The sequence below is a fragment of the Devosia sp. genome (assembly GCF_017307565.1).
In the GTDB taxonomy this organism is placed as follows: domain Bacteria; phylum Pseudomonadota; class Alphaproteobacteria; order Rhizobiales; family Devosiaceae; genus Devosia.
The window spans coordinates 1-12,437 of the sequence record NZ_JAFKHD010000426.1; the positions used below are offsets into that span (position 1 = coordinate 1).

Annotated in this window: 15 protein-coding genes; 6 read left to right on the plus strand and 9 right to left on the minus strand. The window is 61.8% G+C overall.

Annotated elements, in window-relative coordinates:
• From J0I64_RS18095 to J0I64_RS18105, 3 genes are all read right to left on the minus strand, one after another.
• Positions 1–1,094 (minus strand): helicase-related protein (locus J0I64_RS18095; RefSeq protein WP_291410803.1); only part of this gene is annotated, 1,094 nt, incomplete at its 3' end.
• Between the two features lie 350 nt (positions 1,095–1,444).
• Positions 1,445–1,654 (minus strand): hypothetical protein, encoded by a 210-nt coding sequence (locus J0I64_RS18100; RefSeq protein WP_291410805.1) that lies wholly within the window; start codon positions 1,652–1,654, stop codon positions 1,445–1,447.
• Positions 1,655–2,027: 373 nt separating this feature from the next.
• Positions 2,028–2,801 carry a DUF3108 domain-containing protein gene (locus J0I64_RS18105; RefSeq protein ID WP_291410807.1) on the minus strand — a complete coding sequence of 258 codons (774 nt, stop codon included), beginning with the start codon at positions 2,799–2,801 and terminating at the stop codon, positions 2,028–2,030.
• Between the two features lie 237 nt (positions 2,802–3,038).
• On the opposite strand from J0I64_RS18105, the gene rpmB reads away from it, so the two are divergent.
• Positions 3,039–3,323, plus strand: coding sequence for a 50S ribosomal protein L28 (gene rpmB / locus J0I64_RS18110; RefSeq protein ID WP_291410808.1), 285 nt, complete (start codon positions 3,039–3,041; stop codon positions 3,321–3,323).
• Between the two features lie 122 nt (positions 3,324–3,445).
• Complete coding sequence (locus tag J0I64_RS18115) at positions 3,446–4,138, plus strand: queuosine precursor transporter (protein ID WP_291410810.1); 693 nt, start codon at positions 3,446–3,448, stop codon at positions 4,136–4,138.
• On the opposite strand, the gene J0I64_RS18120 is transcribed toward J0I64_RS18115, so the two are convergent.
• The 5 genes from J0I64_RS18120 to J0I64_RS18140 all read right to left on the minus strand — a co-directional run bounded on the left by J0I64_RS18120 (position 4,135) and on the right by J0I64_RS18140 (position 8,305).
• The gene (locus J0I64_RS18120; RefSeq protein ID WP_291410812.1) at positions 4,135–4,824 is read right to left on the minus strand and encodes a hypothetical protein; all 690 of its coding nucleotides are present in this window, start codon (positions 4,822–4,824) and stop codon (positions 4,135–4,137) included. The genes J0I64_RS18115 and J0I64_RS18120 overlap by 4 nt on opposite strands.
• Positions 4,825–4,895: 71 nt before the next feature.
• Positions 4,896–5,873: a murein L,D-transpeptidase family protein gene (locus J0I64_RS18125; RefSeq protein ID WP_291410814.1), complete on the minus strand. Its 978-nt coding sequence runs from the start codon at positions 5,871–5,873 to the stop codon at positions 4,896–4,898.
• A gap of 202 nt (positions 5,874–6,075) precedes the next feature.
• Positions 6,076–7,029 (minus strand): acetyl-CoA carboxylase carboxyltransferase subunit alpha, encoded by a 954-nt coding sequence (locus J0I64_RS18130; protein ID WP_291410816.1) that lies wholly within the window; start codon positions 7,027–7,029, stop codon positions 6,076–6,078.
• A gap of 155 nt (positions 7,030–7,184) precedes the next feature.
• Complete coding sequence (locus J0I64_RS18135) at positions 7,185–8,090, minus strand: site-specific tyrosine recombinase XerD (RefSeq protein WP_291410818.1); 906 nt, start codon at positions 8,088–8,090, stop codon at positions 7,185–7,187.
• Positions 8,087–8,305: a hypothetical protein gene (locus J0I64_RS18140; RefSeq protein ID WP_291410831.1), complete on the minus strand. Its 219-nt coding sequence runs from the start codon at positions 8,303–8,305 to the stop codon at positions 8,087–8,089. The genes J0I64_RS18135 and J0I64_RS18140 overlap by 4 nt, the downstream gene beginning before the upstream one ends.
• A gap of 129 nt (positions 8,306–8,434) precedes the next feature.
• Here J0I64_RS18140 and J0I64_RS18145 point away from each other — a divergent pair, with 129 nt between their 5' ends.
• A complete protein-coding gene (locus J0I64_RS18145) occupies positions 8,435–9,010 on the plus strand; it encodes a shikimate kinase (protein WP_291410819.1) in 576 nt (191 codons plus the stop codon).
• Positions 9,011–9,021: 11 nt separating this feature from the next.
• Positions 9,022–10,137 (plus strand): 3-dehydroquinate synthase, encoded by a 1,116-nt coding sequence (gene aroB, locus J0I64_RS18150; protein WP_291410821.1) that lies wholly within the window; start codon positions 9,022–9,024, stop codon positions 10,135–10,137.
• 105 nt (positions 10,138–10,242) lie between these two features.
• Here the strand turns inward: aroB and J0I64_RS18155 are convergent, their stop codons facing one another.
• Positions 10,243–10,512, minus strand: coding sequence for a BolA family transcriptional regulator (locus tag J0I64_RS18155; RefSeq protein WP_291410823.1), 270 nt, complete (start codon positions 10,510–10,512; stop codon positions 10,243–10,245).
• A gap of 44 nt (positions 10,513–10,556) precedes the next feature.
• Between J0I64_RS18155 and J0I64_RS18160 the strand changes: the two genes are divergently transcribed.
• Complete coding sequence (locus J0I64_RS18160; protein ID WP_291410825.1) at positions 10,557–11,183, plus strand: J domain-containing protein; 627 nt, start codon at positions 10,557–10,559, stop codon at positions 11,181–11,183.
• A gap of 162 nt (positions 11,184–11,345) precedes the next feature.
• Complete coding sequence (gene cobS, locus J0I64_RS18165) at positions 11,346–12,329, plus strand: cobaltochelatase subunit CobS (RefSeq protein ID WP_291410828.1); 984 nt, start codon at positions 11,346–11,348, stop codon at positions 12,327–12,329.
• Positions 12,330–12,437 lie beyond the last annotated feature (108 nt).

Consider the following 12,437-nt stretch of genomic DNA (forward strand, 5'->3'; position numbering starts at 1 on the left):
CACTCCCACAGCAGTTTGACCGCTTCGTGGCCGCGCGCGAGCCCCGCAGCCTCATTTCGCGACAAAAATTCCAGCGCCAACTGGTCGGTCGCCATGGGCACCCGGGTGAGCGTCCGGTCTTCCGGTGTCTTCTCGAGACTGTTGCGCAGTCGGTCGATGGATGAAAAATCCAGCGCCGAGTTGCGCCACTGCAATACTTTGACCGGTTCGAAATCGTGCGTTTCGAGCTGAACCACCAATTCTTCGTCGAACGCGTCGGTGCCGCCGGTCACCCCAAAAGTGCCATTGCGCTTGTGCCGCCCGGCGCGCCCGGCGATCTGCCCGATCTCGGCCGGGGTCAGCGGACGGCTTTGATGCCCGTCGAATTTGGTGTCGTCGGCAAAGGCGACATGGTGGATATCGAGATTAAGCCCCATGCCGATGGCGTCGGTCGCCACCAGAAAATCGACGTCCCCGTTCTGGTAGAGCTCCACCTGCGCATTTCGCGTGCGCGGCGACAGCGCCCCCATGACAACGGCGGCCCCACCACGTTCGCGACGGATCAGTTCGGCGATCGCATAAACCTGCCGGGCAGAGAAAGCGACGATGGCGCTGCGGCTCGGCTGGCGCGAAATCTTTCGCGAGCCCGCATAGGTAAGCTGGGAAAAGCGCGGCCGCTCGATGATCTCGGCATTGGGCAGGAGCTTGCGGATGACATTGGCCATCGTCCCCGACCCCAAGAGCAGCGTCTCGTGAAAGCCGCGCGCCTTGAGGATGCGATCGGTAAACACATGGCCGCGGTCGAAATCGGTTGCCGTCTGGATCTCGTCGACCGCCACGCAGTCGACATGAATGTCCATCGGCATGGCTTCCACGGTCGCCACCCAGTAGCGCGGCTTGGGCGGCACAATGCGCTCTTCGCCCGTCACCAGCGCCACCGCCTGCTCGCCGACCCGCTCGACCACGCGCGCATAAACTTCGCGGGCCAGAAGGCGCAGCGGCAGGCCGATCATCCCGGTGGGATGGGCCAGCATGCGTTCGATGGCGAAATGGGTCTTGCCGGTATTGGTAGGCCCCAAGATGGCCTTGACCGACTGGGAGTTTGCAGAAGTCATCGCCGCTCTATGTAGGGTGCCGCAAAGCCCATGGCGAGGGGCGAGAATATTTGTCCCACGAAAGGACGCCTTTTTGTGACAGTTCGCCACTCCATTAATATTTGGAACAGGACCAGAACGAACAGGGACAGAATCGGTCTCGGCACCTGAATCTGGTTTTGTTCACGGCAACATCTGGTAGGTCCGAGACCGCCTAAGCCACTAGCAGCGTCGCCAGGACTTCATTTGTGACGCGAACGCCCCAAAACCCGTTCAGCTTGGTTACTATAACCTTAAGATCGCGATTCTCCGGCCATTTCCAAACGATCCGTGAAACTGCCCGGCGCGAATTTTTTCGGTATTTTAATACCTTAGCGCCCGCCACGCCGAGCGTTCGGCCGGCCGCGTTCATAATTTTTCCGGTTGACCGTTTCGAACTGGGACCGCGAGCCGAGCGCACTCCTGATCGCCGCAACGCTCGTTTCACTATTCAAATCGCAGACAAAAATCCGCGTAGGTGACAGCACCTTCACGCCGTCGCCGCGAAAAACGCCGTCCACGGTCAGCAACCACAAGGCCACGGCCGCATCCCGATACGGCACAGTTTTTCGTCACTTTTCGGGGCTCAATTAACGGTCAGGCCAAAACCGGAACGAACAGGGTCAGAATCACGACCCACCCTGTTCTACCGGTTTTGTTCTCCACCAGCACTGGTAGCCAGGGCCACTCACCCACACTAGCCAGCGCCGACGGCGTCAAAACCGCTCCAAAACCCGTTCACCTGCATAAACAAGGACTTAAAACAGGCCCGCGACTCGGCTTTCCTGCCGATCCGTTACCCAAAAGAAAAAGGACGCCGCAGCGCCCTTCATTCCAAAAGCCCGGAGTTCCAGGGCCTAAAAATGCGAAAATTGAGAAAAAAGCCTTTGACCGTCCCAACTTAGGACAGAGGCCTCAATGCTCGGCCTTGACCAGGACCATGGACATATCGCCCATCGAAGTGCCCAGCAGCACGCGGTAGGGAATATAATAGCCCGTATCGCCCAGCGGCATGTACCAGATGAGGATCCGGCTCTCGTCAGCGAGGTAATTGGTGATCTCGTTGCTCTGATAATGCCCCGAAACCGGCTGGTACTTGATCGAGCACAGCACCACCGGCCCCTGATAGCCCGTGCGCGGCGAGGTCGCGTCTTCGTTCCGCACAAAGCTCATATTGAGGTTGAAGCGCTCGACGCCGGTAAAGATGCGCATGCGGCGGTCGCAGAGTGACTTGTCGAGCGCGCTGGCCTTGAGGACAAAGGAGGAGACGAAATCGCTCACCCCGGTCAGGTGGCCGCGTTCGAGCGGCACCCGGTCATATTCGACCACCGGCGGGTCGACCTTGAAAGAAGAAACGTTCTGGCCGGCAAAACCGACATCCACCGAGAACTTCTCGCCATTGGCCCGCGTCTCCAGCGTAAAGCTTTCCGAGCGCAGGCTCGAACCCGACGAACTGCCCTTGGAGGTGACGTTCGCCGTGCCGCTGGCCACCACTGCCCCGAGCCCTGCAACATTGGCCTTGATCCCGAGCGTATAGGCGCTGCCATTGTCGTCGAGATCGATATGCATCATGGCGACGTTGATACCGCCCAGGGTCAGCACATAGCTCGCCTTGGCATCGACCGGAGCGGCTTGGGCCTGGCTAAGGCCGAGAAGAAGGGCAAGGGCGGCTAGGCTGGTTCGGATCAAGATAGTTGTCTTCTCTCGTTCGGTATGGCCCCGGGACAGGCGCTGTCGCGAATCACCGATGAGATTTCAAGGTGCCGCCCTCTTGTGGTACTGGCAAGGCACTCGCAGGTCTTTGAGCCCCGCTCGACTTGACGGATTGAGCCCTTTTCTCTAAGACGCCCGCAGATTTCATCACAATCGAGGCCCGTAGCGGGTTTGCCCGCCACGCAGGACCTTTACACAAATAGGATATCTACTATGGCACGTCGCTGCGAACTGACCGGTAAGGGCGTTTTGGTGGGCAACACCGTTTCGCACGCTCTCAACCGTCACCGTCGTCGTTTTCTCCCGAACCTGGTCAATGTGACCCTGATTTCCGACGCTCTGCAGCGCTCGGTGAAGCTGCGCATCTCCGCAGCCGCCCTGCGCACGGTTGAGCACCGTGGCGGTCTCGATGCGTTCCTGCTCAAGCAGGATGACGCCGACCTGTCCCCGCTCGCCCTGGGCATCAAGAAGGAAGTGCGCGCCGCTATCGCCGGCTGATCGCAGTTCTGCTAGGTTTTAAGCCGCGCGCGCCTCTGGGCCGCGCGGCTTTTCTTTTTGTGTAAGTCTCACGCATCCGCCCCGGTCTTCTGCCGGACAGCGGACAACAGAGGTGCATTCTGATGCTGTCTCGTTTCCTGGCGGCCGTTGCCGCCATGGTCGTGGTCGTCGCCGCGTCCAATATCCTGGTGCTCTACCCGTTCCGGTTTCGGCTGGGTTCGGTCGATCTGGCCGATCTGCTGACCTGGGGCGCCTTCACCTTCCCCTTCGCGTTTCTGATCACCGACCTGACCAACCGCTATGATGGCCCGCGCAATGCGCGCCGCGTCGTGCTGGTGGGCTTCCTCGTCGGCCTCATGGTGTCGTTCTACCTGAGCTTTAATCCGCTGCCCTGGAATGTCGGCGGCGCGCCGGCCACCACACAGCGCATCGCGCTCGCCTCGGCCGCAGCCTTCGTCACCGGCCAATTGCTCGATATCAGCATCTTCTCGCGCCTCCGCGCGGCCCGCGCCTGGTTCCTGCCACCGCTCGTCGCCTCGCTCTTCGGCTCGATGCTCGATACGACCATCTTCTTCACCGTCGCCTTCGCCCCGGCCCTTGCCGGCATCGATGGTCTCTTCGGCCTCGAAGACGGCTCGCTCGGCTTCCCCGCGCCCTTCCTCGGCATCGGCCCGGAAGTACCGCTCTGGACCTCGCTGGCCGCCGGCGATTTCATGGTGAAATTCCTGGCCGCCATGGTTCTCCTGGCGCCCTATCGTGCCCTCATGGGCCGGCTAAAGCCGCTGCCACCGCTCGGCAGCCGCACGCTCGCCTAACAGGTCACCCTGATCTCGGCAAAACCGGTGGTGGCTTCGTCGCCACCGGACGTCACCGCGATCATGCAGGACGTGCCGGGCAGCGGCACGGTGCTGCCCGAAGGCACAGTCGTCCCATCGGTCAGCGAGATATAGCCATTGCTGACATTCATGACCTCGATGGTCGTCTCGGTCCCGCACACGGGATAGCTGTCGCCTGCCGCAACCAACAGACGCATGCCTGAAGGCAGGCAATCCCCATCGCTCTTGGCCGCAACGGCCGGCGCGCCAGACGGCGGCACCGCGGGCAATTGTGTCACCCCCGCGCCACCGCGCCAGTTCTGCTCCAGAATAGCCAGGCGATTCTCGAGCGCTGAAAGGTCGGGGCTGGCGCTCGCCGCAGCGGCAGGCTTTGCATCGCGCTGCACATAAAGCTCAAGGCTGAGGCGTAGTTGTGCGAGTTCTGTCGACACCCGCAGCATTTCGCGCTGCATGTCGGCATAGACCCAGGCACTGGCCGCCAGCTCCGCCAGGCCAACGATTGCCGCGACACCGCCAAGCACCGTGCCCATCCGCATCGACCGCCGCCTGCGCGGCACCCGTTCGGTGATCCCGGCGACGGTTCTCTCGCGCACATCGGCGCGCATGTCGGGCTCTACCGCGACGTCCGCTTTCGGCGATGTATCTGCGCTCGGTTTATCGTCCACGCGGCCTGGCTCCAAGGCTCAATCTTGCCGACAGGGGGTCCCATCAAACTGGGGCCGAATAAGGACCAAGACTATTGCGCCGGGGTTGCAACCGGGGCTGCGACAGGTGCCGGCTGCTGATTGCCGGTGAACACATTGCCGATGCCCGAGAAGAAACCCGAGACCGCTTCGCTGCGTGCCTTGAGCGCTGCCTCGTTGGCTGCCTGCCGCTGCACACCCGCAGCCGCGTCGGCCAGCGCCTTGGCATCGGCAACCTTGCGCGCCTCAACCTCGGCATTCTGGTACGTCGCCGGGCAGGGTCCGGACGCATTGAGGCCCGATGCCGTGGGGTTGAAAATATAGCGGTTCTCGCAGACGTCCCAGGCCGGCGGGGTCTTGGTCAGGTCGAAATAGTCGTAGCCTTCCTTGATATTCTGCCAGAAGCCGACGTGCTGGTTCTGTGCATTCTGGGCCAAGGTGGCCGTGGTCATGCGGAAGGGGAAAATCTGCACCTGGAAGCTGGGATTGCCGCCCTTGAAGGTCTCGCGGGCCAGGGCATAGATCTCGGCAATACCGGCATCCGTCATGGCGTAGCAGCCGACCGACTTGCAGTCGCCATGCACCATCAGGTTCGAGCCGGTCCGCCCATTGGCGCGGTCGAACTTGTTGGGAAAGCCGGTATTGAAGGCGAGATAGTAGTTCGACTTCGGGTTCATCAGGCCCGGGGTGATCGTATAAAATCCTTCCGGGCTCTGATAATCGCCTTCGCGGAACTTTGGACCGAGATCGCCCGAATAGGAGCAGATCTGGTAGGTCTTGAACATCTTGTACTGGCCAGAGCTCGTGCGCTTCCACACTTCGAGCTGCGCTTCACGCTTGAAGATGCGCACGACCATGCCCTCGCCGGGCGACGAGCCCATGGCATTGAGGGCTTTCACCGTTTCGGCAGACAAGGGGATGTTGTGGCGGTTGTCGCCACCCTTGACGAAATTGGAACAGGCAGCAAGCCCGAAGCCCAGCCACAGGATGATGACGACAGCTGCAACGCGGTGAAAGAACTTGGCAGTCACGAACAGGATCCAGAAATCCGCCCCAGGGGAGCAATGGTTAGCGCAGCATGACTAGGCTGGATGAAGGAAGCCTTATCACGCCGCCCCGGAGGCCGAAAAGCACACGCTTTTCACGCAATAGTGTGAGCGCCGGACACGCCAAATCGCACAAACAAAAACCCCCGCTTGCGCGGGGGTGATGTCGTCGGTCTGAGGCCTGAGCCTAGATATTGGTGCCGATCGCGAGGAATTTCTCGCGGCGATGTTCGCGCGTTTCCAGACGCGACTTCGGAGCGAACTCGGCGAGGAAATCGGAAATGGCGACGCGGGTCGAATCCATCACCTGACCATGGTGGCGATGCGCGCCGCCGGTCGGTTCGGGAATGATGCCGTCGATCACCTTGAACGAGAGCAGGTCCTGCGCCGTGATCTTCTGGGCCGTGGCCATATCCTGCGCCTTGGCGGCGTCGCGGAAAAGGATCGAGGCGCCGGCTTCAGGCGAAATCACCGAATAGATGGCGTTTTCGAGCATCAGCACGCGATTGGCCGTGGCAATGGCGATAGCGCCGCCCGAACCACCTTCCCCGATGATGATGGCGATGTTCGGCACACCGAGCTCAAGACCCTTTTCGGTCGAGCGGGCAATGGCCTCGGCCTGGCCGCGCTCTTCAGCGCCGATCCCGGGATAGGCGCCGGCGGTATCGACAAAGGAAATGACCGGAATGTTGAACCGGTCGGCCATGTCCATGATGCGGACGGCCTTGCGGTAGCCTTCGGGGTTGGCCATGCCGAAATTGTGCTTGAGGCGCGTCTCGGTCGAATTGCCCTTTTCCTGGCCGATGACAGCCACGGGCAATCCGTTGAAGCGGCCGAAACCGGCCTGCAGCGCTGCGTCTTCGCCGAACTTGCGGTCGCCGGCCAGCGGCGTCCATTCGGTGATCAGGGTGCTGATATAGTCGGAGAAGTGCGGACGCTGCGGATGGCGCGCCACCTGCGTCTTCTGCCAGGGGGTCAGCTTTTTGTAGATTTCCACCAGCGCCTCGTCGGCGCGTGCGGATAGCCGGTTCACTTCCTCGTCAATGCTGACGGCCTGGTCGGCCGCTGCGAGGGATTTGAGTTCGGCGATCTTTGCTTCGAGATCGGCGACCGGCTTTTCAAAATCGAGATAAGACTGCATCCCACCCGCCAGTATGGGTCGCTACGCTGACCCGGATTGTTTGAGGCACGGCTCTTGCGCCCTAAAGTGGCCGGAAAGTGGCGATGGTTCAATGCCGAGTCAAGTTTTGGAACTGAATTGGATGGAATTTCCCGTCCCGTTCCCACAGGCTCGCGCTATTCCCCGGCCAGCGGATGGTGGGTTTCCACCAGATTGCGCAATTTTTCGTCGAGCACGTGGGTATAAATCTGCGTGGTCGAAATATCGGCATGCCCGAGCAGCATCTGCACGACGCGCAGATCCGCCCCCCCGGCAAGCAGGTGGCTGGCAAAGGCGTGGCGCAAGACATGCGGCGCCACCCGCGCCGAAGATATGCCCGCCCGCGCCGCCAGCGATTTGAGATCGCGTCCAAAAACCTGCCGCGCCAGATGCCCGCTTTCTCCGTTGGCGGGGAAGAGCCACGGCGAGTCTTTCGGCAGTGTCTTGACCCAGGCGCGCACCGCATCGCGCGCCCGATCATTCATCGGCACGACCCGTTCCTTCTGCCCCTTGCCCACAACCGTGATGAAGCTCGATTCCCGCATCACTGCGGCACGCTTGAGCGCCACAAGCTCTGACACACGCAAGCCCGTCGCATAGAGCATTTCGAGCAGGCAATAGAGCCGGCGCGACGCTTCCTGCCGAGCCGGTTCGCCCGCCTCGTTGGCCTCTGCCTCGGCAAGCGACAGCAATTTGTCGACTTCGGCGACCGACAAAACCTTGGGCAATGGCCGCCGGGTTTTGGGACTTGGCACGATGCGCGTGGGGTCATCGCCCCTGATGCCATCCGCACACAAGAATTTGTGAAACTGCCTGATCGCCGACAGGTGCCGCGCGCTCGAGGAGGCCGAAAGCCCCTCCGCCTTCAGCCCATCGAGATAGGCCGTCACCGTCTCGCGCGGACAATCGAGGAGGCTCTGCTTCTTTGCCGCGACAAAGCCGGCATAGTTGGAAAGGTCGCGCCGATAGGCCGCTATCGTATTGGCCGCCGCCCCGCGCTCCGCACTCATCATTTCGAGGAAAGCCCCGACAAGATGGCTCATTGCGCCGGAGTCTCGCTCGGCTTGCTCGTCACATTGGGCACCGGCATGCCGGTCGGGCGAGCGGGCGCACTTTCGCCAAGCAGTTCACGCGAGGTGATCTTGAGCGTCACATCCTTGGGATTGGGCTCGACAAAGGAGACGAGCGCAAACATCCCGGCATAGACCAGACCTCCCAGAAACAGAAGGATGATGAGCAGGCGAAAGAGAGTCGGCATGGGCTTTCCGTCGTTTTCGCCCCAAAGCTTGCCATATAAAGGTTTCCATCCGGTAGGCAAAATCGCGTTGCGCTTGACAGCTTGGAGCCGTATCGCTTCAACCGGCTCAAAGTTCGGAGGGCGTCTCGCGTGAGCAAAACGGAAACCGGCGCGCGGTCTGCGCGCGCCAAGGCTCTCGTGGAGCGGCTGAGCGGCCGGCCCCTCATCCTCGTCGGCATGATGGGCGCCGGCAAGACCACGGTCGGTCGGCGTCTGGCGGCACGCCTGGGGCGCCGTTTCCTCGATAGCGACGAGGAAATCGAGAAGGCCGCGCAGATGACCATTCCGGAAATCTTCGCCCAGCGCGGCGAGCCCGAATTCCGCGCCGGCGAAACGCGGGTCATTTCGCGCCTCCTCAAGGAAGAAGACATCGTGCTCGCCACCGGCGGCGGCGCCTTCGTCAATCCCGAGACAAGATCGCTGGTCAAATCCGGCGCCGTCTCGGTCTGGCTCAAGGCCGATCTCGATGTGCTGTTCGAGCGCGTATCCCGCCGCTCCAACCGTCCGCTGCTCAAGACCGCCGATCCCAAGGGCACGCTCGAAAAGCTGATCGAGGATCGCTATCCCATCTATGCCGAGGCTGATGTCACCGTCTTGAGCCGCGATGTCCCGCAGGACAGCGTCGCTGCCGACGTCATCACCGCCCTCCTGCACCATCTGCGCTGAAAGATTTCGCCATGGCCGACATTTCCCACACCGTCCACGTCGCCCTGGGCGAGCGCGCCTATGACATTCTCATCGGGCCCAACCTCATCGACGATGCCGGCGCAATCCTGGCTGAAAAATTCCCCGGCCGCCGCTTCGGCATCGTCACCGATACCGAGGTCGCCAAGGCCCAGTTGCCGCGCCTCGTCGCCAGCCTTGAATTTTCCGGCCCGACTTATTCGACCATCACCCTGCCCGCGGGCGAAAGCACCAAGAGCTGGGAACATCTGCAGACGGTGGTCGAAGGCCTCCTCGCGGCAAAGCTCGAGCGCAATGACATCGTCATCGCCTTCGGCGGCGGCGTCATCGGCGATCTCGCCGGCTTTGCCGCCTCGATCACCCGCCGCGGCATGGATTTCGTGCAGATCCCGACAACCCTGCTGGCCCAGGTCGACTCCTCGGTCGGCGGCAAGACCGGCATCAATTCCCCTCACGGCAAGAACCTCGTCGGCGCCTTCCATCAGCCAAAGCTGGTGCTGGCCGACCTCTCCGCGCTCGACACCCTGCCCCAGCGCCAGTTCGCCGCCGGCTATGCCGAAGTCGTCAAATATGGCCTGATCGACGATCCCGATTTCTTCGAATGGCTGGAGGCCAATCACGCCGAAATCTTTGCCGGCGGCCCGGCCCGCGGCGAGGCCATCGCCCGCTGCTGCGCCCACAAGGCCCGTGTCGTCATCGAAGACGAAAAGGAAATCGGCGTCCGCGCCCTCCTCAATCTCGGCCACACCTTTGGGCATGCGCTCGAAAAGGACACCGGCTATTCCGACCGCCTGCTGCACGGCGAAGGCGTTTCCATCGGCATGGTGCTGGCCCATACCTTTTCCAACCGCCTCGGCCTGGCGCCGGGTCAGGACAGCGGCCGCATCGCCGCGCACTTGCGCAAATCGGGTCTGCCCACCACATTGGCGGACATCCCCGGAACCCTGGGCTCCACCGAAACCCTGATGGCCGCCATCGCCCAGGACAAGAAAGTCTCGCGCGGCGCGCTGACCTTTATTCTCACCCGCGGCATCGGCCAGGCCTTCATCGAGAAAAATGTCGAACCCGCCAAGGTTTCGGCATTTTTGGAGGAGATGCGTGGAGCCTGAATTGCCTGTCCGTCGTCGTCACCAGGCTCGTCCCGGTGCTCCACGGCAAGCGCCCAAGCAGTGGATTGCCGGGATAAACCCGGCAATGACAACAAATGTCTGGCTCTAGAGCGAGCCGACCGGCAAAACCTCGATATTGAGCGCGTGGACGCGATCCTTCAGTTCCGCATCCAGCGTTTCGAATACCGCGCGGTGTTGCGCCACGCGGCTCAAGCCGTCAAAATCGCGGGTTGCGATTCTGACTCGGAAATGGGTCTCGCCCCCTTCGCGCCATCCGGCATGGCCTCGATGCTTGTTCGATTCATCGAGCACTTCGAGGTGGAGGGGTGAGAACCGCTCGGTGAGCTTTGCTATCATTGTGTCCCTGACGGACATGGGGCGGGCTCCGCTTGAAGATTTTAGAGACTTAACTAGGTGCTATGAAACAGCAATCCAAGCTTTTCGACTCCATCCGCATCAGACCGCGCCGGGAAGAGAAGCCCGAGCCGGCCGAATTTGCCTGCGAATGGGAAGGCTGCGAGGAAGCCGGCGAATACCGCGCGCCCAAGGGCCCGCGCAATGAAGGCCAGTACCATCATTTCTGCCTCGAGCACGTTCGCCACTACAACAAGGCTTTCAATTTCTTTGCCGGCATGAGCCCGGAGGAGCTGGACGAGGCCCTGCACGCCCCGCCCCAGGCCGAATCCCGCTCGACCTTTGCCACCGGCAATGCCGGCGCCGCCCGCGCGGCCGGCCGCGAAACCAGCAGCCGCCCCGGCGACAAATATGGCGATCCCTTCGGCGTCTTCGCCCGCTATCGTTACCGCCAGTCCCAGCGCCCGGCCGCCGAACGCGTCAAGCCGCTCAACGAGAACGACCGGCGCGCCTTCGAGTCCCTCGGCTTTCCCGGCCATGCCAAGTCCGACGACATCAAGCAGGCCTACAAGAACCTCGTCAAAATCCACCATCCCGACGTCAATGGCGGCGATCGTTCTTCCGAGGAAAAGCTGCGCACCATCATCGCCGCCTATTCCCACCTCAAGAAAATGGGTTTTGTCGCGCGTTGATCCCAAGGCATCGGGCGGGAAAGCGGCAACCGGTTTTCCGCGAAAGCGATGCGTCCTCAAAGCGTGACGGTTTGGCTACCGGCCGCCACGCAATGCTGCTATAGAGCCCGGGGCGAATGCGCCTCCCGCCAAAGAAAAACTCTTGATTCACGAGCCCTTGCCATGACCGAGTTCACCAATCTGCCCGACACCGAATATAAGGCCCGCGAGCTTTTCGGCATCGATACCGATATGGTGGTCAAGGGCTATAAAGAGCGTACCGACCACGTACCGCCGATCGATCCGGACTATCTCTTTGACCGAAACACCACGCTCGCGATTCTGGCCGGCTTTGCCTACAATCGCCGCGTCATGATTCAGGGCTATCACGGCACCGGCAAGTCGACGCACGTCGAGCAGGTTGCTGCGCGCCTCAATTGGCCGCTGGTCCGCGTCAATCTCGATAGCCACGTGTCGCGTATCGATCTCGTCGGCAAGGACGCCATCGTCCTCAAGGACGGCAAGCAGATCACCGAATTCCGTGACGGCATCCTGCCCTGGGCCGTGCAGAACAATATCGCACTCGTCTTCGACGAATACGACGCCGGCCGTCCGGACGTGATGTTCGTGATCCAGCGCGTTCTCGAACAGTCGGGTCGCCTGACCCTGCTCGACCAGAACCGCGTGATCGTGCCCCACCCGGCCTTCCGCCTGTTCTCGACCACCAACACCATTGGTCTTGGCGACACCTCGGGCCTCTACCACGGCACCCAGCAGATCAACCAGGGTCAGATGGACCGCTGGTCGCTGGTGACCACGCTCAACTACCTGCCCCACGACAAGGAAGTCGGCATTGTTCTGGCCAAGAACAAAGCCTATTCCGACACCGAAAAGGGCAAGAAGCTGGTCTCCAACATGGTGCGCCTGGCAGATCTCACCCGCTCGGCCTTCATCAATGGCGATCTCTCGACCGTCATGTCGCCGCGCTCGGTCATCACCTGGGCCGAAAACGCCCAGATCTTTGGTGGCGATGTCGGCTTCTCCTTCCGCCTGACCTTCCTCAACAAGTGCGACGAACTCGAACGCCCCGTGGTTGCCGAGTTCTACCAGCGCGTGTTCGGCGAAGACCTGCCGGAATCCTCGGCCAATCTGGCTGTGACGGCTTAAATACAAGGCCCCCTCACCCGCCGCTTTGCGGCGACCTCTCCCCCAAAGGGAGAGGTGGGAGCACACCGAATTCGGTTGCGAATTCGGTTGGGGTGAGGGGGCTTTCTC

Excerpts from the sequence above, each read along its gene's own strand:
- rpmB (WP_291410808.1), top strand. The coding sequence starts at position 3,039 with ATGGCACGTCGCTGCGAACTGACCGGTAAGGGCGTTTTGGTGGGCAAC.
- J0I64_RS18115 (WP_291410810.1), top strand. The coding sequence starts at position 3,446 with ATGCTGTCTCGTTTCCTGGCGGCCGTTGCCGCCATGGTCGTGGTCGTC.
- J0I64_RS18130 (WP_291410816.1), bottom strand. The coding sequence starts at position 7,029 with ATGCAGTCTTATCTCGATTTTGAAAAGCCGGTCGCCGATCTCGAAGCA.
- J0I64_RS18135 (WP_291410818.1), bottom strand. The coding sequence starts at position 8,090 with ATGAGCCATCTTGTCGGGGCTTTCCTCGAAATGATGAGTGCGGAGCGC.
- J0I64_RS18140 (WP_291410831.1), bottom strand. The coding sequence starts at position 8,305 with ATGCCGACTCTCTTTCGCCTGCTCATCATCCTTCTGTTTCTGGGAGGT.
- aroB (WP_291410821.1), top strand. The coding sequence starts at position 9,022 with ATGGCCGACATTTCCCACACCGTCCACGTCGCCCTGGGCGAGCGCGCC.
- J0I64_RS18155 (WP_291410823.1), bottom strand. The coding sequence starts at position 10,512 with ATGTCCGTCAGGGACACAATGATAGCAAAGCTCACCGAGCGGTTCTCA.
- J0I64_RS18160 (WP_291410825.1), top strand. The coding sequence starts at position 10,557 with ATGAAACAGCAATCCAAGCTTTTCGACTCCATCCGCATCAGACCGCGC.
- cobS (WP_291410828.1), top strand. The coding sequence starts at position 11,346 with ATGACCGAGTTCACCAATCTGCCCGACACCGAATATAAGGCCCGCGAG.